This window comes from Microbacterium sp. NPDC057659 (genome assembly GCF_042799915.1).
Taxonomy (GTDB): domain Bacteria; phylum Actinomycetota; class Actinomycetes; order Actinomycetales; family Microbacteriaceae; genus Microbacterium.
The window spans coordinates 287,194-310,714 of sequence record NZ_JBHVHU010000003.1 but is presented as its reverse complement, the minus strand read 5'-3'; the positions used below and the strand labels follow the sequence as shown (position 1 = coordinate 310,714).

The window sequence follows — 23,521 nt, the reverse complement described above, 5'->3', positions numbered from 1 at the left end:
TCGCCGCGACCGGTCACGCGTTCAGCGCACGGGCTTCCCCATGCGCGGGTCGAGTCCAACCGGTCGAGAGAGGATGGCCTCCCTGTCCGAGGCCGGGTCTACGCTGGCCGCATGTGCGCCAGTTATGGTCTCGATCCCCGGTTCACCGATGCAGACGAGCTCGCCGCGGCGGATGCCGAGATGCTGGAGGGTCTGCGGCACTGGGCCGAGCTGAACGCCGGCGAGACGCTGCGCCCCACCGGCCGGAACCTGCGCAACCTGAACCCGGTGGTGCTGCCCGGCGATGACGGCGCCGTGCTCGAGCAGGCCTGGTGGGGCTTCCTCGTGAACGGGGCCCCGGCCAGGTTCCCCTCGATCAACACCCGGTCGGAGCGCCTGCAGGACAAGCCGGGCGCGCTGCGCGGCCGCGCGATCGTGCCGTCCACAGGCTGGTTCGAGATGCAGAAGCCGGACCGTGTCTGGCACGAGTTCGGACTGGGGCGCGGCGCTCTGTTCGGCATGGCCGCCGTCACGCAGCGGGGGAAGGACCCCGACGGCGAGTGGCGCACCTGCTACTCGATCGTGATGCGCCCCGCGCCCCCGCAGGTCGCGCACATCCACGACAGGGTGCCGCTGCTGCTCCCGGCGTCTTTCCAGGCCGACTGGCTCACCGCCGACGGCTCGCGCGAGCTCATCGACGAGGCGCTTATCGCCGCGGCATCCCTCGACGAGCGCATCACCGCTGTCGCCCGCGCCGACGACAAGGGCACGGACGGAATGCTGTTCTGACGCGGACGCGCCGGGAAGACGGAGCCTCCTGCCGGACTCGAACCGGCCACCTGCGGTTTACAAGGCCGCTGCTCTACCAGATGAGCTAAGGAGGCGAACGGTCACCAGCTTAGTGGCGACCGCGACCCTCACTTCACCGGAGTCGTGGCGGTGGGCGTCGGAGTGGGGGTCGGCTCGCCGTAGTACGCGTCGCTCGCGACGGTCATGACGAACTGCGAGAACTCGGCCGGGTCGCTCATCGAGCCCACGTAGGTCTCGCCGTTCACGACGATCATCGGCGCGGCGTTCAGCTTGAGCTTCTTCGAGCCGGGCAGCGGCCCTTCCAGCGCACGGGTCGTGGCGTCCTTCGCCCAGGTCAGGTAGTCGCCCCCCTCGATGCAGGAGCGCACCTGCTCGGCGTTGTCGATCCCGACAGCACCGGCCAGGTCGGCGAGCTCGACGTCCGTGCGGCCGTCACTGTCGACCTTGGGCTGGTCGACGAGCAGCTCGTGGTTGTACGCGTAGAAGTAGTCCGGCGCGTGGCTGGCCACGCAGGCGGATGCCGCGGCGGCGCGCAGCGAGTACTTCGTGCCGTTCGAGCTGGCGGTCAGCAGCGACACCGGGTGGTAGGTGACGTTGACGGCGCCCTCGGTGATCCATCCGGTGAGCTGGCGGGCATTCGCGCGCTCGAACTCCCCTGCGTCGGGCGAGAGGTAGTCGACGTAGATGTGCACGTCCACCGCACCGGCTGTCGGCGTCGGTTCGGGGGTCGGCGTGGCCGTGGCGGTGGCGCCCGCACCCGTCGGATCCGGGGTGGGTGTGCCCTCCGGCGCGGTCTGCGGCGAGTTGACGGTGACCTCGCGGACGGTGACGCCGTCGCCCTCCATGCCCGCAGGGCTCAGGGTGGGCTTGGACACCGAGGAGGTGACCGCCCAGGTGACAGCCGTGCCCACGGCGCCGACGGCGACCACGGCCACCAGGCCGATGATGATCCGCCGCATCGCGCGCGCTCGGCGCTGACGGGAATTCACCTGCTGTGCCTTCTCCCGCACCGCCTCGCGTGATGAGGTCCCGGTGGAGACGTTCGGCGTTTCGTCGCTCGACATCGTTCCTCTTGAAGTCCGTTGGGGACGGGTCTCCCCCGTTGGGCCGCCCGAAGCGGCCGGCAGCCGCGTGAAGCAGCGCCGGGTTCGATGTTATCCAGACCTCCTGGGAAGTTACCCAGCGGGCCCGGGCGCATGCCATACTGAACCTGGCCCGATGGCGGGCCACGGCGGGTCGTTCCGCCGCTTCCATCACAACGGATCGTCCGGCACGTACCTGCCGGTGAAGGAGAAATCAATGGCAACCGTGACCTTTGACGACGCCACCCGCCTCTACCCCGGAGGCACGCGCCCCGCGGTCGACAAGCTGAACATCGAGATCGCCGATGGCGAGTTCCTCGTTCTCGTCGGCCCCTCCGGTTGCGGAAAGTCCACCTCGCTGCGCATGCTCGCCGGCCTCGAAGAGGTCAACGCCGGCCGCATCCTGATCGGCGACCGCGACGTCACCGACGTGCCGCCGAAGGACCGCGACATCGCCATGGTGTTCCAGAACTACGCGCTGTACCCGCACATGACCGTCGCCGAGAACATGGGCTTCGCCCTGAAGATCGCCGGCGTCGGCAAGGAGGAGCGCGCAGCTCGCGTCCTCGAGGCCGCCAAGCTGCTCGACCTCGAGGAGTACCTGACCCGCAAGCCGAAGGCACTCTCGGGCGGCCAGCGTCAGCGCGTGGCGATGGGTCGCGCGATCGTCCGCCAGCCGCAGGTGTTCCTCATGGACGAGCCGCTGTCGAACCTCGACGCCAAGCTCCGCGTGCAGACCCGCACCCAGATCGCCTCGCTGCAGCGCCGCCTCGGCGTCACCACGGTCTACGTCACCCACGACCAGACCGAGGCCCTCACCATGGGCGACCGCATCGCGGTGCTCAAGGACGGCATCCTGCAGCAGGTCGGCACCCCGCGCGACCTGTACGAGAACCCGAAGAACGTCTTCGTGGCCGGCTTCATCGGCTCGCCGGCGATGAACCTGTTCCCGGTCGACCAGGCCGAGGGCGGCGTCAAGTTCGGCACCAAGGTCGTCCCGACCGAGGCCGCCGCGATCAGCAAGGCCAGCGGCAGCCAGGTCACCATCGGTATCCGCCCCGAGGACATCATCGTCGCCCCCGAGGACGGCCAGGGCCTCACGGTCACGGTCGACCTGGTCGAGGAGCTCGGCGCCGACGGCTACCTGTACGGCCACTCCGAGGTCGACGGCAAGCGCACCGACATCGTCGCGCGCGTCGACGGCCGCCGCCACCCGAACGCGGGCGACAAGGTCGTGCTGGCTCCGATCCCGGGCCACGTGCACCTGTTCGACCTCGAGTCGGGCGAGCGCCTGAACGAGCAGGCCATCGCCTCGGCCTGACCTACTCTCACGCAGCGCGGCGCGGGCGGACCTCTGGGTCGCCCGCGCCGCGTCGTCTTTCCCCTGAGGTTCTCACCCACGCATCCGAGGAGCGCACATGGCCGACACCGAGCGTCTGTCCAGCACCCTGCGCATCACCGCCAGCACCGTCGACCCCGGCCTGCTGACGCTGCCCTGGTCGACACCGCTCGGCAAGTGGCCCAGCGAGCACATCGTGTCACTGCCGAAGGGCCTGTCCCGTCACCTGGTGCGGTTCGCGGACCTGTCCGGCCGTGTGGTCGCCGTCAAGGAGACCACGACGGAGATGGCCCAGCGCGAATACGAGATGCTCGGCAGCCTGGCCCGCCTCGATGTCCCCTGCGTCAGCCGCGTCGCGGTGATCGCCGGACGACAGGATGCTGACGGGAGGCCGCTTCCCGCGGCGCTGGTGACCTCGCACCTGAAGTTCTCGATGCCGTACCGTGCGCTGTTCACCCAGGTTCTGCGCCCCGACACCGCCACCCGCCTCGTCGACGCGCTGGCCCTGCTGCTGGTGCGGCTGCACAACGTCGGGTTCTACTGGGGCGACGTGTCGCTGTCCAACACCCTGTTCCGCCGGGATGCCGGCGCATTCGCGGCCTACCTGGTGGATGCCGAGACCGGCGAGCTGCACGAGGAGGGCCTGACGGTCGGTCAGCGCTCCTACGACCTCGATCTGGCGCGCACCAACATCGCCGGCGAGATCCTCGACCTGGCCGCAGGCGGGCGACTCGAGAACGGCGTGGACGCGGTGGCGATCGCCGACGGCATCGTCTCGTCGTATCGAGCGCTGTGGGCAGCGCTGACCGACGAGGAGTCGTTCTCGTCGAACGAGACCTGGCGCATCACCGAGCGCGTCGAGCGCCTGAACGCCCTCGGCTTCGACATCGACGAGATGTCGATGAACACCACCGCGGACGGCGCGGTCGTGCACATCCAGCCGAAGGTCGTGGATGCCGGACACCACCAGCGCCGCCTCATCCGGCTGACCGGACTCGATGTCGAGGAGAACCAGGCGCGTCGGCTGCTGAACGACCTGGACGAGTTCCGGGCCCGTTCCACCAAGCAGTGGGCGGATGAGGAGATGTACGCGCACGAGTGGCTCACCCGGGTGTTCGAACCGGTCGTCCGTGCTATCCCCTACGACCTGCGCGCGAAGCTCGAGCCCGCTGAGGTGTTCCACCAGGTGCTCGAGCACCGCTGGTACCTGTCGCAGGCGCAGGGCCGGTCTGTGCCGATCGCCGAGGTGCTGACCAGCTACATCAACGACGTGCTGCGGCACCGGCGCGACGAGGCCACGATCATGGGCCCGCCCACCGAGACGATGAGCCTGCCCGTCGTCACCGGTGCCGTGGACGTGTCCGACGACACCGGTGAGGTGGACTGGCGCGACCTCGTCTGAGTCCTAGTACCCGACGGTGAACCGCTCGCGGCCGTGCTTCGGCGTCTCGATCTCGTCGACGATGGCGACCGCGAAGTCTGCACCGGAGATCGTCGAGGTACCGTCCTCTGCACGCACGAGCACGTCGCCGCCGTCACGGTAGGACCCGGTGCGCTCGCCCTCGGCCCACGGGCCGAACACCTCGGCAGGGTGCACGAAGAACCAGTCCAGCCGGGCATCCGAGGCCTGCAGCAGGGCGAGCTCATCGATGCCGACCTGCGCCTCGTGCTTGTACTCCTCGGGGAAGTCCAGGTCGAAGAGACGCGGACCGCCGGGGGCGACCAGGCTGCCGCCGGCGCCGCCGACGACGCCGAGACGTGTAGATGTGCCGGTCAGCTTCGCGGCCAGCGCCTGCAGCGCGCCGGTGGCCTTGTCGGCCATGTCTCCGCGAGGCGAGATCGCCGAGACGACGGCGTCCGCTCCGTCGAAGACGTCGCCGAGGCCGGCGATGTCGAGCGCGGAGCCCTGCACATGGGTCGCACCCTCGATCGGGGTGTCCGGCGTGCTGCGCGCGATGGCGACCACGTCGTGTCCTCGGCTCACCGCCTCGCGAACGATGTGCGCTCCGGCGTATCCGGTTCCTCCGACGACGATGATGCGGGCCATGCGATTCCTCTTCTCAGGGCAACGCGCCGCGATCGCGGCACACAGATGCCAACGAGTCCCGGAGCGGCCTCATTCCCCGCGCGGCGATCCGTGCGCTCTGAGTCAAGCCCCGCGCAGCGTCGCGACCTGGTAGAGCGCGACGGATGCCGCGATGCCGGCGTTCAGCGACTCGGTCGCCGCGGAGATGGGAATCGACACGATCTGGTCGCAGGTCTCGGTGACCAGGCGCGAGAGCCCCTTGCCCTCGGAGCCGACCACGATCACGACCGGGCGGTCGGCGAGCTCGAGCGCAGGCAGCGCCACGTCTCCCCCGCCGTCCAGGCCCAGCACGAACACGCCCTGCTTCTTGAACTCCTTGAGCTGCGTGGTGAGGTTCGAGGCCAAGGCGACGGGGAGGCGCGCGGCGGCACCGGCGCTGGTCTTCCAGGCCGCCGAGTTCACGCTCGCCGAGCGACGCTGCGGCAGGATGATGCCGTGCCCGCCGAAGGCGGCAGTGGAGCGGATGATCGCACCGAGGTTGCGCGGGTCGGTGATGCCGTCGAGGGCCACGAACAGCGGCATCTCACCGCGGTCGATCACCTTCTCGAGCAGGTCCTGCGGGTGCGCGTACTCGTACGGCGGAACCTTGAGGGCGACGCCCTGGTGCACGCCGTCGAAGCCGGCCATGCGGTCGAGCTCCTGTCGGGTGACCTCGAGCACCGGGATCTCCCGGTGCCGCGCGATCGCGAGCATCTCCTTGACGCGGTCGTCCATCTCGACGCGCTGCGCGATGTACATCGTGGTCGCCGGGATCTTGGTGCGCAGCGCCTCGAGCACCGAATTGCGCCCGGTGACGGTCTCGGTGTCGTCGGTCGACTTGGCCCTCGCGCTCCGGTTCATGTCGCGGTTCTGCGGCTTCTGACCGGGACGCCCCTTGCCGCCGGCAGCCGCGTAGCGCTCGGCCGCGGCCTTGCGCTTGCCCGCCACGTGCCAGGCGCGGTCCTCGGCTTTCGGCGTCGGTCCGCGGCCCTCGAGAGCCTTGCGGCTGTGACCGCCGGTGCCCTTCGAGGCGCCCTTCTTCTTGCTGTTGCCCGCTCCGGGGCGACTCGGCTTAGCCATCGATACTCCAATGTGTTCCGTCCGGAGTGTCCTCCAGAGTGATGCCTGCGGCCGCGATCGCATCGCGGATGCGATCTGCCGAGGCCCAGTCCTTGTCTGTGCGCGCCTGCGCACGCTGCGCGATCATCGTCTGCACGAGCGCGTCCAGAGCGGATGCCTCGGCATCCGACCCTCCGGTGCGCCACTCGCACGCAAGGGGGTCGATGCCCAGGATGCCCGCCATCTCCCGCACCTGCATGGCGATGTGCTGACCGTCGCCGGTCTCGCCGGCGTCGAGCGCCGTGTTGCCTGCGCGGACCGTCTCGTGCAGCACGGCGAGCGCCTGCGGAACGCCGAGATCATCGTCCATCGCTGCGATGAATGCGGCCGGCAGAAGCTCCAGCGGCGGCTCCGCGTCCGCCGCGGGGCGCTCCGCCGACCAGGCGAACTCGGCGGGCAGGCGCGCCGCGCGATCGAGGAACGACCTGATGCGCCCCATCGCGGCATCCGCCTCGACGAACGACGATTCCGTGACGTCCAGGCTGGATCGGTAGTGCGCGGCGGCCAGCGCATAGCGCGCCACCAGCGGGTCGAACTCATCGAGCATCTGGGACGCGAGGATGAAATTGCCGAGCGACTTCGACATCTTCTGCCCGCCGACGGTGACCAGGCCGTTGTGCACCCAGTACCGCGCGAACCCGTCGCCCGCCGCAGTGGACTGGGCCATCTCGTTCTCGTGGTGCGGGAAGCGCAGATCGAGACCGCCGCCGTGGATGTCGAACTCGGCGCCGAGATAGCGCCGCGACATGGCGGAGCACTCGATGTGCCATCCGGGCCGGCCGGGCCCCCAGGGCGAGTCCCAGGTCGCATCCGCCGGCTCACCGGGCTTGGCGCCCTTCCACAGCGCGAAGTCCTGCGGGGCGCGCTTGCCGCGCGGATCCGCGTCCTCCGCGGCCTCCATGGCGTCCACCGACTGGTGGGTCAGCTCGCCGTAGGCGGGCCAGGAGCGCACATCGAAGTAGACGTCGCCGGAGCCGTCCGGTGCCGGGTAGGCGTGACCGTTCTCGATGAGCCGCTCGATGAGCTCATGCATCTGCGGGATGAAGCCGGTGGCGCGCGGCTCGTAGGTCGGCGGCAGGATGCGGACCGCCTCGTATGCCGCGGTGAACTCCTTCTCCATCCGGTAGGCGAGCGCCCACCACGGCTCGATGTCCGTGCCGTTCACGAGGATCTTGTCGTCGATGTCCGTGACGTTGCGCACCAGGGTCACCCGGCCGTATCGCCGGCCGAGCCACCGTCGCAGGATGTCGAAGCTCAGCGCCCCGCGGACGTGCCCGATGTGCGGTCCGGACTGCACGGTCGGCCCGCAGACGTACATCGTCACGTTCTCGGGATCGAGAGGGACGAAGTCGCGCAGCTGCTGGGCGCGGGTGTCGTACAGGCGGAGAGTCACTGCACTAGCGTACCGGGGCCCCCTGGACAGCGACCACCAGTGCCACCGCCGTCACGGCGATCCCCTCGCCCCGTCCCGGGAACCCGAGGCCGTCCGTGGTCGTCGCCGCCACGGCGACAGGCGCGCCGCCGAGCGCGGCCGACAGGGCCTGCTCGGCCTCGGCCCGACGCGCGCTGAACCGAGGTCGATTGCCCTGGAACTGCACGGAGACGTTGCCGATCACGAAACCCGCCTCCCCGAGGAGCTCCCGGGTGCGGGCGAGGAAGACGTCGGCGTGCGCGCCGGCGTACTCCGGATGCGCGGTGCCGAAGTGCTCGCCGATGTCACCGAGTCCGGCCGCGGCGAGCAGCGCGTCGACGATCGCGTGCGCGACCGCATCGCCGTCGGAGTGCCCGGAGAGCGGCTGCTCCCCCGGCCACTCCAGCCCTGCCAGCCAGAGATTCCCCTCACCGCCGAAGGCGTGCACGTCGGTGCCGACTCCGACTCGCGGCAGCGATGCGGCAGAGTGCCTCGGCGCGCGCGCCGGTTCCGCGGCATCCTCCAGAAGGTGCCGTGCGCGCTCCAGGTCGGCGGGGACGGTGATCTTGAAGGCCCTCTCCGCACCGGAGATGTGTTGCACCGCATGCCCGGCCGCCGCGAACAGCGCGGCGTCGTCGGTGTACTCGGCGCCCGATGCGATCGCCACCGCGTACGCAGCCTCCAGCTGCTCGCGGGGGAAGCCCTGGGGCGTCTGCGCCGCGGCGAGGATGCTGCGATCGACAGCGGCCACGACGTCCGCCGCGTCGACGCGCTTCAGCGTGTCGACGACGGGGAGCGCCGGAATCACTCCGGCATCCTCCCCGCCGCGGACCGACTCCGTGACGGCGTCGATCAGAGCTGACGGGGTGAGCGCACGCGCCGCGTCGTGCACGAGCACGATGCGCACATCCGCCCAGAGCGCGGCGAGGCCCGCGGCGACGGAGCGCTGACGCGTGTCGCCTCCGACGACGACGCGGCCGAGGTCTGCGCGATCCCCGGCGGCCGCGCGCAGCTCGGTCTCGGCATCACCCTCGAATCCGGCGGGGGCGACGACGATCACCTGCATCGGTGCCGCTGCGAAGACGCCGTCGAGCGCGTGCCGCAGGATCGTGCGATCGTCGATGCCGACCAGGGCCTTCGGGGCGTCCGCGCCGAGGCGGGTGCCGGAGCCGGCCGCGACGACGATGATCGCGGCATCCGGAACAGGGAGCACAGTCACGCTCTCAGGGTATCGCCGCCCCGGTGACGACGAAGGGCCGGATGCCGCAGCATCCGACCCTTCGTCGTGAAACCTTGACGCCCTGCGTCAGGAGGCGAGCACCTCGTCGAGCAGCTCGCCGGCCTTGTCCTCGTCGATCTTCTCGGCGAGCGCGAGCTCGGAGATGAGGATCTGCCGGGCCTTCGCCAGCATCCGCTTCTCCCCGGCCGACAGGCCGCGGTCCTGGTCACGGCGCCACAGGTCGCGGACGACCTCGCTGACCTTGATCACGTCGCCGGAGGCGAGCTTCTCGAGGTTGGCCTTGTAGCGGCGCGACCAGTTGGTCGGCTCCTCGGTGAACGGCGCGCGCAGCACCTCGAACACGTGGTCGAGGCCCTCCTTGCCGATCACATCGCGCACGCCGACGAGGTCGACGTTCTCAGCCGGGACCTCGATGATGAGATCGCCCTGGGTGACGTTGAGCTTCAGGTACTTCTTCGTCTCACCCTTGATCACGCGGTCCTTGACCTCGATGATCGTCGCAGCCCCGTGGTGCGGGTAGACGACGGTTTCGCCAACCTCAAAAAGCATAAAAACGTGTCCTTTCGGCAACCTCCAGGATACCACAACCGACATGTACTAAGGTTCGCCGCCGCAGGCCTCACGGCGACGCGCCCACAGGATTCCCCCAGCACCCACTAGACTTGTGGCGGCCCATCGATCGCACCTCTGGAGGATCCGTGAAATCGCGCCCTGCTGCGTCCATCGCCCCGCGCCTGCTGGCGTCGATCGCGCTCACCGCGGTCGCCCTGCTCGGCACCACCGGATGCACGTTCATCACCGAACAGGCGACTGAGATCCCCTACTCGCCCTCCGACGGCGTCAACGTCAACAACGACGCCGGCCCCGTCAAGGTCCGCAACGCGATGATCGTCGCCACCGAGGACGGCGCCACAGGCAACCTGGTCGCCGGCCTGGTCAACGACACCGCCGATGACGAGACCATCACGATCTCGCTCGAGGGCCACGACCCGTTCGAGGTCGATGTCCCGGCGGGCGAGCGCGTCAGCCTCGGCGCCGACGAGGACCCGCTGCGCATCGACGACCTGAACGTGCACCCCGGAGCCACCGTCAAGGTGCTGTTCCAGTCCGGTGACTCGACCGGCCGCAGCGCTGACGTGCCCGTGCTCGACGGCACGCTGCCGTACTACTCCGACCTGGTGCCGGAGGATGCCCCGGTCATGCCGACGCCCGCCGAGACGCCCGCGTCCTAGCATCTGCTTCCACGACGAAGGCCGGCCCGCGATGCGGGCCGGCCTTCGTCGTCTCCCCCGGGCTCAGCCCTCGAAGCGGTACCCCAGTCCGCGCACGGTGACGAGCATGACCGGTTCGGAGGGGTTCTCCTCGATGCGCGAGCGGATGCGCTTGATATGCACGTCGAGGGTCTTGGTGTCACCGAAGTAGTCGCTGCCCCAGACGCGGTCGATCAGCTGACCGCGGGTGAGCACACGACCGGAGTTGCGCATCAGCACCTCGAGCAGCTCGAACTCCTTCAGCGGCATGTTGATCTGCTCGCCGGCCACAGTGACGGTGTGCCGGTCGATGTCGAGGCTGACCCGGCCTCCTTCGAGCACCCGCTCCTCGAGCTCGTCCTCGTCGGGGACGGCACGGCGCAGCACGGCGCGCATACGGGCGAGCAGTTCGCGCGACGAGTACGGCTTGGTGATGTAGTCGTCGGCGCCGAGCTCCAGCCCCACCACGATGTCGATCTCGGAGTCCTTGGCCGTCAGCATGATGATCGGCACCGCGGAGGACTGCCTGATCTGCTTGCAGACCTCGGTGCCCGGCATCCCCGGCAGCATCAGGTCGAGCAGCACGATGTCCGCTCCGCGCTCGCGGAACGCGGCGAGGGCGCCTGGTCCGTCCTCGGCGATCTCGACCTCGTTGCCCTCACGGCGCAGCAGGTACGCCAGCGGGTCCGCGAGGTCGGGTTCGTCCTCGACGAGCAGGATGCGGGTCATGCGTTCTCTCCGTTCCGGGTGCGGGCGGCGACGTCCTTCTTCGCCCGCTTCTTCTTTTTCTTCTTCTTGCCCGTCTGATCACTCCCCGGTGCCTCGATGCGCGGCAGCCGGATGGTGAAGGTCGATCCGCGCCCTGGGCGGGACCACAGCCGCACCTCGCCGCCATGCCGCTGCGCGGCGTGCTTCACGATCGATAGGCCGAGACCCGTGCCGCCGGTGCGGCGAGAGCGCGCCTCATCGGCGCGATAGAAGCGCTCGAAGATGCGCTCACGATCGGCCTCGGCGATGCCGATGCCCTGATCGGTCACTGCGATCTCCACGACTTCGCCCTCCACCCGGACGCCGACGCCGACGCGCGACCCCTGCGGCGAATACGCGATCGCATTCACGACCAGGTTGCCGACCGCCTCGATGAGGATCTGCGCGTCGCCGAGCACCCAGGCCCCCCGGTCACCGCCGCGGACCAGCTCGACGGCGGCGGAGTCCGCCTGCACCCCGTGCGCCTCGATGGATGACGCGATCACCTCGTCGAGCGAGACCGGACGCAGGTTGGCCAGCCCGTCGGAGGACTGCAGCCGCGACAGGCTCATGATGCGACCGGTGAGCTGTCCGAGGCGGCCCGCCTCGGCCTGGATGCGCGCGGCGAACTTCCGCACCTGCTCCGGGTCGTCGGCCGCCGACTCGATCGCCTCGGCGAGCAGAGTCACCGCACCCACGGGAGTCTTCAGCTCGTGGCTGGTGTTCGCGACGAAGTCGTTGCGCATCTGATCGAGCCGCTCCTGCTCGGTGACATCCCGGATCACGAGCAGCGTGAGCCGTGCGCCCATCGCGCTCGCGCGCGCGGCGACCAGACGCGGATCCAGCCGCACCCCGCCGCGGGAGATGCGCAGCGTCTCGGTCGCGCTGCCCCCGGACTGCCGCACCGCGCGCACCAGCTGGCGCAGCTCGGCGTTCTCGAGCACCGCGCCCGCCTCGATGCCGAAACGGGCCGCCGCCTGCGAGACCGCGAGCACCAGCCCCGAGGCATCCAGCACGCAGGCCGCATCGTCCATGCTCGCGAGCACGTCGATCGTGCCGGTCGGGACGGCCTGTGAGGTCTCCTCGGCGGCCTGGGCGCGCGCGCGATAGGCCCAGCCCACGAGCAGCACCAGGCCAGCTCCGATGATCGCGCCGACGGCAAGGGCGAACAGCGCGAGATCGGGCGAGGTCATGCCACCAGCGTAGAGCCGCAATGAGCAGGTCACCTGCCGTTCGCCCGGACTTCCGCGGGTGCACGGCATACTGTTCACATGCCGGGCACCGTCCGTTAACCTTCGGCGGACACAATCGCCCAGGGCGTGCCGCAGGCGCTGCGCGCGCCTCTCACCCGGCGGCACCAGCCCGGGTCCACGACGAAAGGTTGCGCCGACAATGCGCGAAGTCTTCCACCAGTCCCTCGAGGATCTGCAGGCCCAGCTGGTCGAGATCGCCGAGCTCGTGACCGTCTCGATCGACAAGGCGACCCGCGCCTTCGCGACCAGCGACGTCTCTCTCGCCGAGGAGGTCATCGCCGATGACGCGCGGATCGACGAGATGGCCGTCAACCTCGACGAGCGCGCCATCGAGATCCTCGCCCGCCAGCAGCCGGTCGCCCGCGACCTGCGCATCGTCATCACCGCGCTGCGCGTGAGCGCGTCCCTGGAGCGGATGGGCGACATGGCCGAGCACATCGCCCAGCTGGCCCGCCTGCGGTTCCCTGAGCGCGCCATCCCGAAGGGTCTGAAGAGCACCTTCACCCGGATGGGCGAGCTGGACGTCGAGATCGCCCGCACCCTCGCCGAGCTGCTGCGCACGCAGGACCTGCGCCTGGCCGACGCCATCCGAAACGCGGACGACGACGTCGACGAGCTGCACGCGCGCGTATTCGAGAAGGTTCTCAGCGACAACTGGAAGGGCGAGGCGACCGCGACCGTGGATGCCACGCTCGCCAGCCGCTACCACGAGCGCTTCGCCGACCACGCGGTCGCCGTCGCGAAGAAGGTCGTCTATCTCGCCACCGGCGACTGGGCGGTCGACGAGGAGGACATCACCCTCGCCGCCGAGGCGCAGGAGCAGGAGGAGACCGGCTCGGGTCACGCCTGACCGGCGGATACGAGAGGAGGGGCGGATGCTGCAGCATCCGCCCCTCCTCTCGTATGCGTGCGCCTACTTCTTGTCGCCCTGCGCCGCGACGGCGGCGGCGCCGGCGGCTGCCGCCTCGGGATCGAGGTAGCGGCCGGGACCGGCGGGGACGTTGTTGTCGTCGAGCTCGTAGACCAGCGGGATGCCGGTGGGGATGTTCAGCTCGGCGATGTCGTCGTCGCTGATTCCCTCGAGGTGCTTCACCAGGCCGCGCAGGGAGTTGCCGTGCGCGGTGACCAGCACCGTCTTGCCCGCGTTCAGATCGGGCACGATCGCCGACTCCCAGTACGGCAGCAGACGGTCGATGACGAGCTTGAGCGACTCGGTGCGCGGGATGTCGCCGTCGATGTCCGCGTAGCGGGGGTCGCCGACCTGGCTGAACTCGCTCGCGTCGTCGAGCAGCGGCGGCGGCACGTCGAAGGACCGGCGCCACAGCTGGAACTGCTCCGGGCCGAACTCGGCCAGGGTCTGCGCCTTGTCCTTGCCCTGCAGGGCGCCGTAGTGACGCTCGTTCAGACGCCACGAGCGGGTCACCGGGATCCACAGACGGTCGGCGGTGTCCAGCGCGATGTTCGCGGTCTGGATCGCACGGCTCAGCAGCGAGGTGTGCAGCACGTCGGGCAGCAGACCCGACTCGGCCAGCAGTTCGCCGCCGCGGCGCGCCTCGGCCTTGCCCTGTTCGGTGAGACGGACGTCGACCCAGCCGGTGAAGAGGTTGAGTTCGTTCCATTCGCTCTGGCCATGGCGGAGCAGGATGAGGGTGCGCGTCATGTGAGTCAGTTTATCCTGGGGCAGTTTTCTGTTTCTTGCGATGACTGTGATGGGCGGATCCTCCGGGGCGGGCTCCGTGACGTTCCCTGCGCTCGCAAAGCGGGTTCCTTCCCGCTTCGCGGGCCCCTCCCGATGTTCGCTTCGGGAACGTCACTGCGCCCTCGTGCGTGTGGAGAAGGGCGCCCCCTCTTGGGGGTGGGGTATGCGGGGCGGAGGCCTCTGGGAAATTGGGAGCTCCTGCAGCGTTTGGGAGAATCGAGACATGGCGGGAGTGATCGGGCAGGCGACGCGGGGGACGACGGGGACGAACCGGCTGCGACGGAACGATCGGGCGATCGCGGCGTCGGAGGCGTTCCGGAAGGCGGCGGACCCGCTGGTGATCGACCTGGGGTTCGGGGCAAGCGGGGTGACGGCGTTCGAGTTGGCGCGGCGACTGCGCAAGGTGCGCGAGGATGCCTCGGTGCTCGGCCTGGAACTCGATCCGGAACGCGTGGCCACCGCACGGGGGCAGCTCGAGGAGGTTCGGGCGGGAGCGACCTCGTTCCCCGCTGATCTGCCCGTCTCGTTCACGCGCGGCGGGTTCGAGGTGCCGCTGCCCGACGGACGCAGGCCGGCGGTGATCCGGGCCATGAACGTGCTGCGACAGTACGACGAGGCACAGGTGCCCGACGCCTGGGGCCGGATGACGTCACGCCTCGCGCACGGCGGACTGCTCTTCGAGGGCACGTGCGACGAGATCGGACGCATCGCGTCATGGATCGAGATCGACGAGCACGGAATCCCGCAGCGCTTCACGATCTCGCTGAAGCTCGCCGATCTCGAGCGTCCGAGCATCGTCGCGGAGCGACTGCCCAAAGCCCTCATCCACCGCAACGTCCGTGGCGAACGCGTGCACGAGCTGCTCACCGCGCTGGACCGGGAGTGGGACCGCGCTGCTCCCCTGTCGGCCTTCGGCGCGGCGCAGCGGTTCATCGCCGTGGCCACCGCCCTGCGCGACCAGGGCGTGCTGGTGCTCGGCGATCGGCGCCGCTGGCGCCTCGGCGAGCTGACGGTGCCCTGGCGGACCGTCGCGCCCGCCTACGACCTCTGAGGTCGGGTCCAGCGCTCGCGAAGCCACTCCATCCCGGCGATGGCCTCGCGGTACTGGAACGCGCGCAGCGTGGGCATGTTCGGCGGCGCAGGCGACTGCGCCTTGACGAAGAACCTGCCGGTCACGGCCGCAAGCACCGAGTCGACGTCGGCCTCGGCGACCCCGTCGAAGAGCGGATGCTGCGCCAGCAGTTCCTCGACGTCGGCGGCCTCACCGCGCAGCCTCACGTCGAGCAGGTAGAACAGCCCGTCCAGCCAGCGCGCGCCCACCGACGCCCACGGCCAGTCGATGATCCATGCTCGGCCGTCGGCATCGATCAGCACGTTGTCCGCTCGGCCGTCGAAGTGCTGCAGATGCTCACCGGTCACCACCTCGAGCACCCGTTCAGCTGCGGCGCGAAGCCGTCCGCGATTCGCGGCCGCCCAGTCCGGCAGCTCGATGCCCTGCGCATCGATCGTCTGCCAGCTGTCCCGCTCGTCGATCAGTTCGCTCTCCGCCGCCGGCAGGGACGCACGCGCGACTCCGTCGAGCCGGGGGAATGTCGAGAAGGCGTCGAGCACGGCGACGACCTCGGAGCCGTCCTGCAGCCGCCCGGGATGGCTTCCGTCGACATCGGCGAGCACGAGTGCAGCCCAGTCCTCCGTCACCACGGCCCCGAGCAGTGCCGGCGCGCTCACCTCGGCGGGGATGAGACGCATCACGTCGATCTCGCGCCGGTGCAGGTCGTACGCCCCCTCGTTGCGGTCACGGTGCACGGTCTTCACGAACGCACGACGTCCGTTCTCCGTCGTGACGCGATCGGCGCTGCCCGGTGAGAATCCGCCCGCTTGGCTCCGTGCCGAGACCACATCGCCTCCGAGCACACGCTCGACCTCGGCGCGCAGGTCGGCGGGCAGGTCATCCCAGAGGACGCGGGTCTTGACTGTGTCGGACATCCGGCAAGGCTATCCGAGGCGCGAAGCCCGACGGAGCGGGCCGTCGCGCGGCACTTCGCGACCTCCACCGGGCGTCGCGCTGCGACCTTCGGCTTGCGCGGCGCGTCCTCACGCAGCGCGAGCGCGGAAGGGCCGCGCGAGGCGCGATGCCGGCTCGCCTGGTCTCGGGGCCCTCAGGCGCTGCGAGGATCCTGCCCCGCCGGGCGGCGGGAGAGGCGGGTGAGCCGAGGGACCTCGGCAGTGGCACCGGCGTCGGCCGGGACGATCACCTGCTGAGCGGCGGCGATGTCGACGCCGTCTGCGCGCACGACGAGGTCGCCGATCGGCGCACGCCGCGACAGGATCGCCAGCGCGATCGGGCCGTCCTCGTGATGACGGGCGGACGAGGTCACGTGTCCGACCTCCGCGTCGCCGGCGAAGACCGGCGCGCCGGGCTCCGGCAGCACGGCGTCGCTGCCGTCGAGGTGCAGCAGCGCCAGACGGCGCGGAGGATGCCCGAGGTTGTGCACCTTGGCGACCGTCTCCTGCCCGCGGTAGCAGCCCTTGTTCAGGTGCACCGCGCTGCGGATCCAGTCGGCCTCGTGCGGGATCGACCTCTCGTCGACCTCGAAACTCCAGCGCGGCCGCCAGGCCGCGATGCGCAGCGCCTCCGCGGCGAGCGCGCCGGCGACCTCCCCGCCCGCGAGCGACGACGGGTCCGTCACGATCGCGACGCGCCACGCCAGCTCCGTGCCGGGATGCTCGACGACCTGCGAGTACTGGAAACCGCCGGGCTGCACCTGCTGCCAGGGGTCGGCCCACACCAGGGGCACGCCGTTCGGGGCATCCGCCACGACCGCTTCGGCGGCCGAGCCTCCGTCGACGAACCCGACCAGCGCGAGCTCGGGACGCAGCGTGACCACCGCGCGCGAGCGGAACACCATCCGCTGCAGCCAGGCGGCCAGGCCCTCGGCGTCGCCGGAGTCGGCGATCAGCCACACGGACGAGCCGTCCTCGAGGACACCGGCGTCGTGCTCGATGCGCCCCTGCGGGTCCAGCACGAACAGTTCGGTGCTGTCGCCGGGGCGCAGGCCGGTGAGCGCCTGCGAGGTGATCGAGTCCAGCCAGGTCAGCCGGTCCTCCCCCGCGACCTCGATGACCGTGCGGTCGCCGAGAGGCACGACGGCCGAACCGGATGCCAGGCGGCGCTGTTCGCCGATGGGGTCGCCGAAGTGCGAGATCGTGTCGCCGTCGCGCACTGCGCCGGGCAGGGCCGCGAACGCGTCGGGAGTCATACCTTCGCCAATCTCGCCGAGGCATGCGAGGCCAGCGGTGAGCCGAACGCCGCGATGTCCCACGCCCAGAGCAGGTGCGAGTCGACCAGACCGTACATGCGGGATGCGGCGGCGTACGGCTTGGCACCCGCCGTGCGCACCACGGCATCGGTGGCGATGTCGATGCGGGGGCCGTCGATGCGGCCGAGGTACAGCTCGAGCGTGCCGTCCGAGTGCGCGAGCGACACCTCGAGCGGGAAGCCCTGCTCGGTGCGCAGCCGCTCGACGTCGGCGGCGGTGCGCGGCGCGGCATCCGCGGTCGGCGGAAGCAGGGCCGGACCGGGGTCGGCGTCGCCGTGAGTGCGCCCGATCCGCCAGAAGCCGCTCTCGGCGAGCAGCGGCACGGGCGCGTCACCGCCGAGGAACGACGCGGTGGCCGCGTAGTTCAGGAACGGGCCGCCGTCATGGCTGAAGCTCACGCGGTGCGAGAACTCGCCCTGCAGGTGCTGCTCACCCGCGGTGTAGTCGATGACGCCCGTGCCCTCCCACACGCCGAGCAGCCACGACAGCGGCACCAGGTCGGCGGGGAGATCTGTGGGCAGATCGAACACGATCCGGTCAGCGCTGGCCGCGGAACAGGTTGACCAGCACCACGACCGAGACGAAGGCGATCGCGAGGCTCGCCAGGCCGAGCAGACCGAGGAAGAAGAATTCGAGCGCGACGACGTCCATGACACTCACTCTATCTGCTCACGCGGCGCACCGCGGCTAAACGGTCGGGATGAGCGCCGCCAGCCCGAAACCGACCGAGATGAGGCCCATGATCAGCAGCGCCCCGATCACGCTCGCCGAGACGCGGACGATGAATCCCTCGACCCTGCCGAACCACAACTGAACCGCGAACGAGAGCAGCACGACGACGCCGAACGCCACCAGCATCCAGGGCACGCGATCGTCTTCGGGAAGGGCGATGCCCAGCACGATGGACGTGACCAGGGCGATCCCCCACACCACGTACACACCCACATACGCGTTCCGCGGCGCCAGTGCTGGTTCGGTCATGCGTCCCATCCTCTCACTCCAGACTGAATAGCATGGGCAGGTGGCCCGGCTGCTGGTGTTGACCTCGGATGCGGATGCTGTGCTGCCCGCGCTCGAGTTCCTCACCCATGCCGTGCGCCCCCATCCCGCCGACGCCGGTCACCTGCTCTCCGCCCCGGAAGCCGATCTGCTGCTGGTGGACGGCCGCACCGATCTCGCTGCCGCGAAGGCCCTCTGCCGGCTGCTGCGCACCACTGGTGAGCGCACGCCGGTGCTGCTGGTCATCACCGAGGGCGGGATGTCGGCGATCGCCTCCGACTGGGGATTCGACGACGTGCTGCTGAACACCGCCGGCCCCGCCGAGATCGACGCCCGCATCCGGCTCGCGCTGACGCGGGCCGCCGAATCCGCGGAGCCGGTGCGGGTGCAGGCATCCGGGATCACGATCGACGAGCAGTCCTACTCGGCGAAGCTGCACGGCCGTCCACTCGATCTCACCTACAAGGAGTTCCAGCTTCTGCACTTCCTCGCCACGCATCCGTCGCGGGTGTTCACCCGCGAGCAGCTGCTCAGCGAGGTCTGGGGCTACGACTACTTCGGCGGCACGCGCACCGTCGACGTGCATGTGCGGCGCCTGCGCGCGAAGCTCGGCGACGCCGAGCAGGTCATCGGCACCGTGCGCAACGTCGGCTACCGCTTCAACGTCTACGACGAGGATGCCGCGGACGAGTGAGCGTCATCCGTTAACCGCCCTGTCATCGGTCGGTGCAAGGATGTACCCATGATCGATCCCCTACTGGCAGACTCCGGGCTCGGCGATGCCGAGGACGACGACTTCGACGCCATCGAGGAACCCGACTCACTGCTGCCCGATCACCGGTACCTCGATCGCGAGCTGAGCTGGCTGGCGTTCAACCGGCGCGTGCTCGAACTCGCCGAGGACCCCACGCTCCCCGAGCTCGAGCGGGCGAACTTCCTCGCGATCTTCGCGAGCAACCTCGACGAGTTCTTCATGGTGCGCGTGGCCGGCCTCAAGCGCCGCATCCTCACCGGCCTCGCCGTGCCGACCAACGTCGGTCGCGCCCCCACCGACGTGCTGGCCGACATCTCGGCCGACGCGCACGCGCTGCAGCTGCGGCATGCCGACGTGTGGACCACGCAGGTCAAGCCCGCCCTCGCCGACTCCGGCATCGAGATCACCGAGTGGGACGACCTCACCGAGCCCGAGCGCGAATCGCTCGGCGACTACTTCCAGGCCCAGGTGTTCCCGGTGCTGATGCCGCTCGCGGTCGATCCGGCGCATCCGTTCCCGTACATCTCCGGCCTGTCCCTGAACCTCGCCATCCGCATCCGCAACGCCCGCACGGGGCGTCAGGAGTTCGCGCGACTCAAGGTGCCGCCCATGCTGCCGCGCTTCGTCGCCGTGCCCGGCGGCGGGGAGATCCTGCGCTTCATCCGTCTCGAGGAACTCATCGCCAACCACCTCGGCGATCTGTTCCCCGGCATGGAGGTGCTCGACCACCACGCCTTCCGCCTCACCCGCAACGAGGACGTCGAGGTCGAGGAGGACGAGTCCGAGAACCTCATCCAGGCTCTCGAGGCCGAGCTGCTCAAGCGCCGGTTCGGCCCGCCGATCCGCCTGGAGATCACCGACGACATGGACGAGGTGACCCTCGAGCTACTGCTCAAGGAGCTCGACATCACCGACCAGGAGGTCTACCGCCTGCCGGGGCCGCTCGACCTGCGCGGCCTGTTCGACCTGTCGCGCATCGACCGGCCCGACCTGCGCTACCCGCCGCATGTGCCCACCACCGCGGTGGCCTTCCAGCCCGGCGACAGCAACGAGCGCCCCGACATGTTCAAGTCGATCGGCAAGGCGGATGTGCTCGTGCACCATCCGTACGAGTCGTTCGCGACCAGTGTGCAGGCGTTCCTCGAGCAGGCCGCCCGTGATCCGCATGTGCTCGCCATCAAGCAGACCCTGTACCGCACCTCGGGCGACAGCCCGATCGTGCAGGCCCTCATCGACGCGGCCGAGGCGGGCAAGCAGGTGCTGGCGCTGGTCGAGGTGAAGGCCCGCTTCGACGAGGCGAACAACATCGTCTGGGCGCGCAAGCTCGAGAAGGCCGGCGTTCACGTCGTGTACGGGCTGGTCGGGCTGAAGACGCACTGCAAGCTGGCCCTGGTGATCCGCGAGGAGGACGGCGTACTGCGGCACTACTCGCACGTCGGCACCGGCAACTACAACCCCAAGACCAGCCGCATCTATGAGGACTTCGGCCTGTTCACCGCCGACCCGCAGGTCGGCCGCGACCTCACCCGGTTGTTCAACGAGCTCAGCGGCTACGCGATCGAGAAGAAGTTCAAGCGCCTGCTGGTCGCCCCGCTGCACCTGCGCCGCGGACTGCTGCGGCTCATCGACAAGGAGCGCGCCAACGCCGAGAAGGGCAAGCCCTCCCACATCCGCATCAAGGTCAACTCGATGGTCGACGAGCAGATCATCGACGCGCTCTACCGCGCCAGCCAGGCCGGCGTGCAGGTGGACGTGTGGGTGCGCGGCATCTGCAGCCTGCGCGTGGATCTGCCGGGTGTCAGTGACAACATCACCGTGCGCAGCATCCTCGGTCGCTATCTGGAGCACTCCCGGATCTTCGCGTTCGAGAACGACGGCGACCCGCAGGTGTACATCGGCAGCGCCGACATGATGCACCGCAATCTCGACCGTCGCGTGGAGGCTCTGGTGCGCGTCACCGACGAAGCGCACGTGCAGGAGCTCACGACGCTCTTCGACCGCGCGATGGACGACGGCACGAACTCCTGGCATCTCGAGGCGGACGGCGTCTGGACGCGCCACACCGAGGATGCGCATGGCAACCCGCTCACCGACCTGCAGGATGAGACCATGGTCCAGATCCAGCGCCGTCGGCGCAAGCGCTCGGTGCGATGATCCCCGCCACGATCGCGCTGGCGTCGGACAAGGCCGTCTACGCGGCCGGATGCGTGGTGTGGCGGCTCGTCGAGGGCAAGCTGCGCATCCTGCTGATCCACCGCACGAAGTACCAGGACGTGACGCTGCCCAAGGGGAAGGTCGATCCCGGTGAGACGCTCGCCGAGACGGCCGTGCGCGAGGTGCATGAGGAGACCGGCATCCGGGTGACACTCGGCGTGCCGGTGGGCGTGAGCCGCTACTTCCTCAAGCCCAAGCGGCAGAAGGTCGTGCACTACTGGGCCGGCGAGGCCACGGATGACGCGATCCGGGCGTCCACGTTCGTGCCCAACCACGAGATCGCCGCGATCGAGTGGGTCAGCCTGAAGAAGGCCCGCGCCCATCTCAGCTATCCGGTCGACACCGAGATCCTCGACAACTTCGCGAGCCTGGTCGACGACGGCGTGCTGCAGACCTTCCCGCTGATCGCGCTCCGGCACGGCAAGGCCGTCGCGAGGGCCGACTGGAACGGCGTCGACGCCGAGCGCCCGCTGACCGGACGCGGTGAAGCACAGGCCAAGGCGATCGTCGGCCCGCTCCGCGCATTCGGGGTGACGAAGATCGTCACCAGCGATGCGGTGCGCTGCGCGCGCACGGTGAAGCCCCTCGCCAAGGCCCTGGGCATCAAGGCGAAGAAGACCGGACTCATCGGCCAGGACGCCTGGGAGGCCGGGACGGCCGACCTGCGCAGCGTCATCGGCAAGCGCGTCCGGCTGCGCGAGGCCGCCGTGATCTGCAGCCACGGGCCGGTGCTGCCCGACATCCTGTCGGAGATCGCCATGGCCACCGGGACCATCCACGGCTCCTACGTCGCCAGTGCGAGCGCGCTCGAGCCGGGCGCGTTCTCCGTCGTGCACCTCTCCGCGAGCAACCCCGGTTCGGGCATCATCTCGATCGAGACGCACGACCCTCAGGTCTGATTTCCCGCGGGTCGTCTTCTCCGCGCCGCCAGTCGTTCACCTTCCGTTCACCCGCACGGGACAGTCTCGTTAACCGTCACTCCTAACGTCACTGTGTGCCCTGCACCGGGCCCGAAACCCACCCACGATCGAACGGATCCACAGTGAAGATCTCCCGCATCGCTCGAATCAGCGCCGTCGGCGCCATCGCCGCCCTCGCCCTCGCCGGCTGTGCCGCGAACGAGAGCGCAGCGCCCGCAGCATCCGACACGCCTGCCGGCCCCGCCCTGAGCGGCAACCTCGTCGGCGGCGGCGCGACCTCGCAGGAAGTCGCGATCTCGGCCTGGACGAAGTCGTTCCAGACCTCGAACCCCGACGTGACCGTCGACTACGACCCGCAGGGCTCCGGCACCGGTCGCGAGTCGTTCGCCGCCGGCGCGTACACGTTCGCCGGTTCGGACCGCGCGTTCAAGACCGACGAGCTGTCCTCGATGGAGTTCAAGGGCTGCGCCGCAGACTCGCCCATCATCGAGGTCCCGGCATACATCTCGCCGATCGCCGTCATCTTCAACGTCGACGGCGTCGACAAGCTCGACCTCGACCCGAAGACCCTCGCGGGCATCTTCGCCGGCACCGTCACCAAGTGGAACGACCCGGCGATCGTCGCGACGAACCCCGACGCGAAGCTGCCCGACCTGGCGATCAACCCCGTGCACCGCGCCGACAAGTCCGGAACCACGGGCAACTTCACCGACTACCTCGCCGCCGCCGCTCCTGAGGCCTGGACCCACGGCTCCGTCGAGGAGTGGCCGATCAAGGCCGGCGAGGCCGCCCAGGGCACCTCGGGCGTCGTCCAGGCCGTCGAGGGCGGCAAGGGCACCATCGGCTACGCCGACGCGTCGCGCGCCGGCGAGCTCGGCACCGTGCAGGTGAAGGTCGGCGACAAGTTCGTCGGCTACTCGCCCGAGGCCGCCGCGGCCATCGTCGACGAGTCGCCGCTCGAGGAGGGCCGCGCCGACGGTGACCTCGCCATCAAGCTGGACCGCACCTCCGACAAGGAGGGCGTGTACCCGATCGTCCTGGTCAGCTACCTGATCGGCTGCGAGGAGTACGCCGACCCGGCCAAGGCCGCGCTGGTGAAGGGCTTCTTCAACGTCGCGATCAGCGCCGACGGCCAGAAGGCCGCCGCCGAGGCATCCGGCAGCGCCCCCATCTCCGACGACCTGCGCACCAAGGCCCAGGCTGCGGTCGACCTGATCGTCACCAAGTGATCCACCGCGGCGGGGGGGGGCGCCCCCCCCCCCCCGCCCCCCCGCCCCGCGCCCCCCCCCCCCCCGCCCCCCCCCGCCCCCCCCCCGGCGC

Annotated in this window: 23 protein-coding genes and 1 tRNA gene; 10 read left to right on the top strand and 14 right to left on the bottom strand. The window is 69.9% G+C overall.

The window, feature by feature from the left end:
* The first annotated feature begins 111 nt into the window (after window positions 1-111).
* A complete protein-coding gene (locus ACFVAE_RS16215) occupies window positions 112-768 on the top strand; it encodes an SOS response-associated peptidase family protein (protein WP_378894329.1) in 657 nt (218 codons plus the stop codon).
* 22 nt (window positions 769-790) lie between these two features.
* Here the strand turns inward: ACFVAE_RS16215 and ACFVAE_RS16210 are convergent.
* Together ACFVAE_RS16210 and ACFVAE_RS16205 are read right to left on the bottom strand one after the other, a co-directional pair.
* Window positions 791-863 (bottom strand) — tRNA-Thr (locus ACFVAE_RS16210).
* Between the two features lie 33 nt (window positions 864-896).
* On the bottom strand, window positions 897-1,853 hold the full coding sequence (locus ACFVAE_RS16205) for a DsbA family protein (protein ID WP_378894326.1): 957 nt from the start codon (window positions 1,851-1,853) through the stop codon (window positions 897-899).
* A gap of 235 nt (window positions 1,854-2,088) precedes the next feature.
* Between ACFVAE_RS16205 and ACFVAE_RS16200 the strand changes: the two genes are divergently transcribed.
* Window positions 2,089-3,192: an ABC transporter ATP-binding protein gene (locus ACFVAE_RS16200; protein WP_378894323.1), complete on the top strand. Its 1,104-nt coding sequence runs from the start codon at window positions 2,089-2,091 to the stop codon at window positions 3,190-3,192.
* A gap of 97 nt (window positions 3,193-3,289) precedes the next feature.
* Window positions 3,290-4,612 (top strand): DUF4032 domain-containing protein, encoded by a 1,323-nt coding sequence (locus ACFVAE_RS16195; protein WP_378894320.1) that lies wholly within the window; start codon window positions 3,290-3,292, stop codon window positions 4,610-4,612.
* Between the two features lie 3 nt (window positions 4,613-4,615).
* Here the strand turns inward: ACFVAE_RS16195 and ACFVAE_RS16190 are convergent, their stop codons facing one another.
* From ACFVAE_RS16190 to ACFVAE_RS16170, 5 genes are all read right to left on the bottom strand, one after another.
* A complete protein-coding gene (locus tag ACFVAE_RS16190; RefSeq protein ID WP_378894318.1) occupies window positions 4,616-5,257 on the bottom strand; it encodes an NAD(P)-dependent oxidoreductase in 642 nt (213 codons plus the stop codon).
* 102 nt (window positions 5,258-5,359) lie between these two features.
* The gene (gene rlmB, locus ACFVAE_RS16185; RefSeq protein ID WP_378860099.1) at window positions 5,360-6,355 is read right to left on the bottom strand and encodes a 23S rRNA (guanosine(2251)-2'-O)-methyltransferase RlmB; all 996 of its coding nucleotides are present in this window, start codon (window positions 6,353-6,355) and stop codon (window positions 5,360-5,362) included.
* Window positions 6,348-7,787: a cysteine--tRNA ligase gene (gene cysS / locus ACFVAE_RS16180; protein WP_378894316.1), complete on the bottom strand. Its 1,440-nt coding sequence runs from the start codon at window positions 7,785-7,787 to the stop codon at window positions 6,348-6,350. The genes rlmB and cysS overlap by 8 nt, the downstream gene beginning before the upstream one ends.
* Before the next feature lie 4 nt (window positions 7,788-7,791).
* Window positions 7,792-9,024, bottom strand: coding sequence for a 2-C-methyl-D-erythritol 4-phosphate cytidylyltransferase (ispD, locus tag ACFVAE_RS16175; RefSeq protein WP_378894313.1), 1,233 nt, complete (start codon window positions 9,022-9,024; stop codon window positions 7,792-7,794).
* A gap of 87 nt (window positions 9,025-9,111) precedes the next feature.
* Window positions 9,112-9,594: a CarD family transcriptional regulator gene (locus ACFVAE_RS16170; protein WP_116241884.1), complete on the bottom strand. Its 483-nt coding sequence runs from the start codon at window positions 9,592-9,594 to the stop codon at window positions 9,112-9,114.
* 149 nt (window positions 9,595-9,743) lie between these two features.
* On the opposite strand from ACFVAE_RS16170, the gene ACFVAE_RS16165 reads away from it, so the two are divergent.
* Window positions 9,744-10,277, top strand: a complete 534-nt coding sequence (locus tag ACFVAE_RS16165) for a DNA modification methylase (RefSeq protein WP_378894310.1) — start codon at window positions 9,744-9,746, stop codon at window positions 10,275-10,277.
* Window positions 10,278-10,340: 63 nt separating this feature from the next.
* Here ACFVAE_RS16165 and ACFVAE_RS16160 read toward each other — a convergent pair whose 3' ends face one another.
* Both ACFVAE_RS16160 and ACFVAE_RS16155 read right to left on the bottom strand, forming a co-directional pair.
* The gene (locus tag ACFVAE_RS16160) at window positions 10,341-11,024 is read right to left on the bottom strand and encodes a response regulator (protein WP_378894308.1); all 684 of its coding nucleotides are present in this window, start codon (window positions 11,022-11,024) and stop codon (window positions 10,341-10,343) included.
* Complete coding sequence (locus ACFVAE_RS16155) at window positions 11,021-12,235, bottom strand: sensor histidine kinase (protein ID WP_378894306.1); 1,215 nt, start codon at window positions 12,233-12,235, stop codon at window positions 11,021-11,023. The genes ACFVAE_RS16160 and ACFVAE_RS16155 overlap by 4 nt, the downstream gene beginning before the upstream one ends.
* A 199-nt stretch (window positions 12,236-12,434) precedes the next feature.
* On the opposite strand from ACFVAE_RS16155, the gene phoU reads away from it, so the two are divergent.
* Window positions 12,435-13,145 carry a phosphate signaling complex protein PhoU gene (phoU, locus tag ACFVAE_RS16150; RefSeq protein WP_378860009.1) on the top strand — a complete coding sequence of 237 codons (711 nt, stop codon included), beginning with the start codon at window positions 12,435-12,437 and terminating at the stop codon, window positions 13,143-13,145.
* A gap of 63 nt (window positions 13,146-13,208) precedes the next feature.
* Here the strand turns inward: phoU and ACFVAE_RS16145 are convergent, their stop codons facing one another.
* Window positions 13,209-13,955 (bottom strand): phosphoglyceromutase, encoded by a 747-nt coding sequence (locus tag ACFVAE_RS16145; RefSeq protein WP_378894304.1) that lies wholly within the window; start codon window positions 13,953-13,955, stop codon window positions 13,209-13,211.
* A gap of 262 nt (window positions 13,956-14,217) precedes the next feature.
* Between ACFVAE_RS16145 and ACFVAE_RS16140 the strand changes: the two genes are divergently transcribed.
* Window positions 14,218-15,045 (top strand): class I SAM-dependent methyltransferase, encoded by an 828-nt coding sequence (locus ACFVAE_RS16140; protein WP_378894302.1) that lies wholly within the window; start codon window positions 14,218-14,220, stop codon window positions 15,043-15,045.
* On the opposite strand, the gene ACFVAE_RS16135 is transcribed toward ACFVAE_RS16140, so the two are convergent.
* The 4 genes from ACFVAE_RS16135 to ACFVAE_RS16120 form a co-directional block, all read right to left on the bottom strand.
* A complete protein-coding gene (locus tag ACFVAE_RS16135) occupies window positions 15,033-15,980 on the bottom strand; it encodes a phosphotransferase (protein WP_378894300.1) in 948 nt (315 codons plus the stop codon). The two genes, ACFVAE_RS16140 and ACFVAE_RS16135, sit on opposite strands and share 13 nt — an antisense overlap.
* A gap of 173 nt (window positions 15,981-16,153) precedes the next feature.
* Window positions 16,154-17,254: a YgfZ/GcvT domain-containing protein gene (locus ACFVAE_RS16130; RefSeq protein ID WP_378894297.1), complete on the bottom strand. Its 1,101-nt coding sequence runs from the start codon at window positions 17,252-17,254 to the stop codon at window positions 16,154-16,156.
* A complete protein-coding gene (locus tag ACFVAE_RS16125; RefSeq protein WP_378894294.1) occupies window positions 17,251-17,844 on the bottom strand; it encodes an FABP family protein in 594 nt (197 codons plus the stop codon). The genes ACFVAE_RS16130 and ACFVAE_RS16125 overlap by 4 nt, the downstream gene beginning before the upstream one ends.
* 157 nt (window positions 17,845-18,001) lie before the next feature.
* Window positions 18,002-18,295, bottom strand: a complete 294-nt coding sequence (locus ACFVAE_RS16120; protein WP_378894291.1) for a hypothetical protein — start codon at window positions 18,293-18,295, stop codon at window positions 18,002-18,004.
* Window positions 18,296-18,335: 40 nt separating this feature from the next.
* On the opposite strand from ACFVAE_RS16120, the gene ACFVAE_RS16115 reads away from it, so the two are divergent.
* The 4 genes from ACFVAE_RS16115 (at window position 18,336) to pstS (ending at window position 23,430) form a co-directional block, all read left to right on the top strand.
* Entirely contained in the window at window positions 18,336-19,007 is a 672-nt protein-coding gene (locus ACFVAE_RS16115) for a DNA-binding response regulator (protein WP_378894288.1), read from the top strand.
* A 48-nt stretch (window positions 19,008-19,055) separates the two neighbouring features.
* Entirely contained in the window at window positions 19,056-21,221 is a 2,166-nt protein-coding gene (locus ACFVAE_RS16110; protein ID WP_378894286.1) for an RNA degradosome polyphosphate kinase, read from the top strand.
* Window positions 21,218-22,180 carry an NUDIX domain-containing protein gene (locus tag ACFVAE_RS16105; protein ID WP_378894283.1) on the top strand — a complete coding sequence of 321 codons (963 nt, stop codon included), beginning with the start codon at window positions 21,218-21,220 and terminating at the stop codon, window positions 22,178-22,180. The genes ACFVAE_RS16110 and ACFVAE_RS16105 overlap by 4 nt, the downstream gene beginning before the upstream one ends.
* Window positions 22,181-22,323: 143 nt before the next feature.
* Window positions 22,324-23,430 carry a phosphate ABC transporter substrate-binding protein PstS gene (pstS, locus tag ACFVAE_RS16100; protein WP_378894281.1) on the top strand — a complete coding sequence of 369 codons (1,107 nt, stop codon included), beginning with the start codon at window positions 22,324-22,326 and terminating at the stop codon, window positions 23,428-23,430.
* The last annotated feature ends 91 nt before the right edge of the window (window positions 23,431-23,521 follow it).

Coding starts and splice junctions, on each gene's coding strand:
- ACFVAE_RS16215 (WP_378894329.1), top strand. CDS start 112: ATGTGCGCCAGTTATGGTCTCGATCCCCGGTTCACCGATGCAGACGAG.
- ACFVAE_RS16205 (WP_378894326.1), bottom strand. CDS start 1,853: ATGTCGAGCGACGAAACGCCGAACGTCTCCACCGGGACCTCATCACGC.
- ACFVAE_RS16200 (WP_378894323.1), top strand. CDS start 2,089: ATGGCAACCGTGACCTTTGACGACGCCACCCGCCTCTACCCCGGAGGC.
- ACFVAE_RS16195 (WP_378894320.1), top strand. CDS start 3,290: ATGGCCGACACCGAGCGTCTGTCCAGCACCCTGCGCATCACCGCCAGC.
- ACFVAE_RS16190 (WP_378894318.1), bottom strand. CDS start 5,257: ATGGCCCGCATCATCGTCGTCGGAGGAACCGGATACGCCGGAGCGCAC.
- rlmB (WP_378860099.1), bottom strand. CDS start 6,355: ATGGCTAAGCCGAGTCGCCCCGGAGCGGGCAACAGCAAGAAGAAGGGC.
- ACFVAE_RS16170 (WP_116241884.1), bottom strand. CDS start 9,594: ATGCTTTTTGAGGTTGGCGAAACCGTCGTCTACCCGCACCACGGGGCT.
- ACFVAE_RS16160 (WP_378894308.1), bottom strand. CDS start 11,024: ATGACCCGCATCCTGCTCGTCGAGGACGAACCCGACCTCGCGGACCCG.
- ACFVAE_RS16155 (WP_378894306.1), bottom strand. CDS start 12,235: ATGACCTCGCCCGATCTCGCGCTGTTCGCCCTTGCCGTCGGCGCGATC.
- phoU (WP_378860009.1), top strand. CDS start 12,435: ATGCGCGAAGTCTTCCACCAGTCCCTCGAGGATCTGCAGGCCCAGCTG.
- ACFVAE_RS16145 (WP_378894304.1), bottom strand. CDS start 13,955: ATGACGCGCACCCTCATCCTGCTCCGCCATGGCCAGAGCGAATGGAAC.
- ACFVAE_RS16140 (WP_378894302.1), top strand. CDS start 14,218: ATGGCGGGAGTGATCGGGCAGGCGACGCGGGGGACGACGGGGACGAAC.
- ACFVAE_RS16135 (WP_378894300.1), bottom strand. CDS start 15,980: ATGTCCGACACAGTCAAGACCCGCGTCCTCTGGGATGACCTGCCCGCC.
- ACFVAE_RS16130 (WP_378894297.1), bottom strand. CDS start 17,254: ATGACTCCCGACGCGTTCGCGGCCCTGCCCGGCGCAGTGCGCGACGGC.
- ACFVAE_RS16120 (WP_378894291.1), bottom strand. CDS start 18,295: ATGACCGAACCAGCACTGGCGCCGCGGAACGCGTATGTGGGTGTGTAC.
- ACFVAE_RS16110 (WP_378894286.1), top strand. CDS start 19,056: ATGATCGATCCCCTACTGGCAGACTCCGGGCTCGGCGATGCCGAGGAC.
- ACFVAE_RS16105 (WP_378894283.1), top strand. CDS start 21,218: ATGATCCCCGCCACGATCGCGCTGGCGTCGGACAAGGCCGTCTACGCG.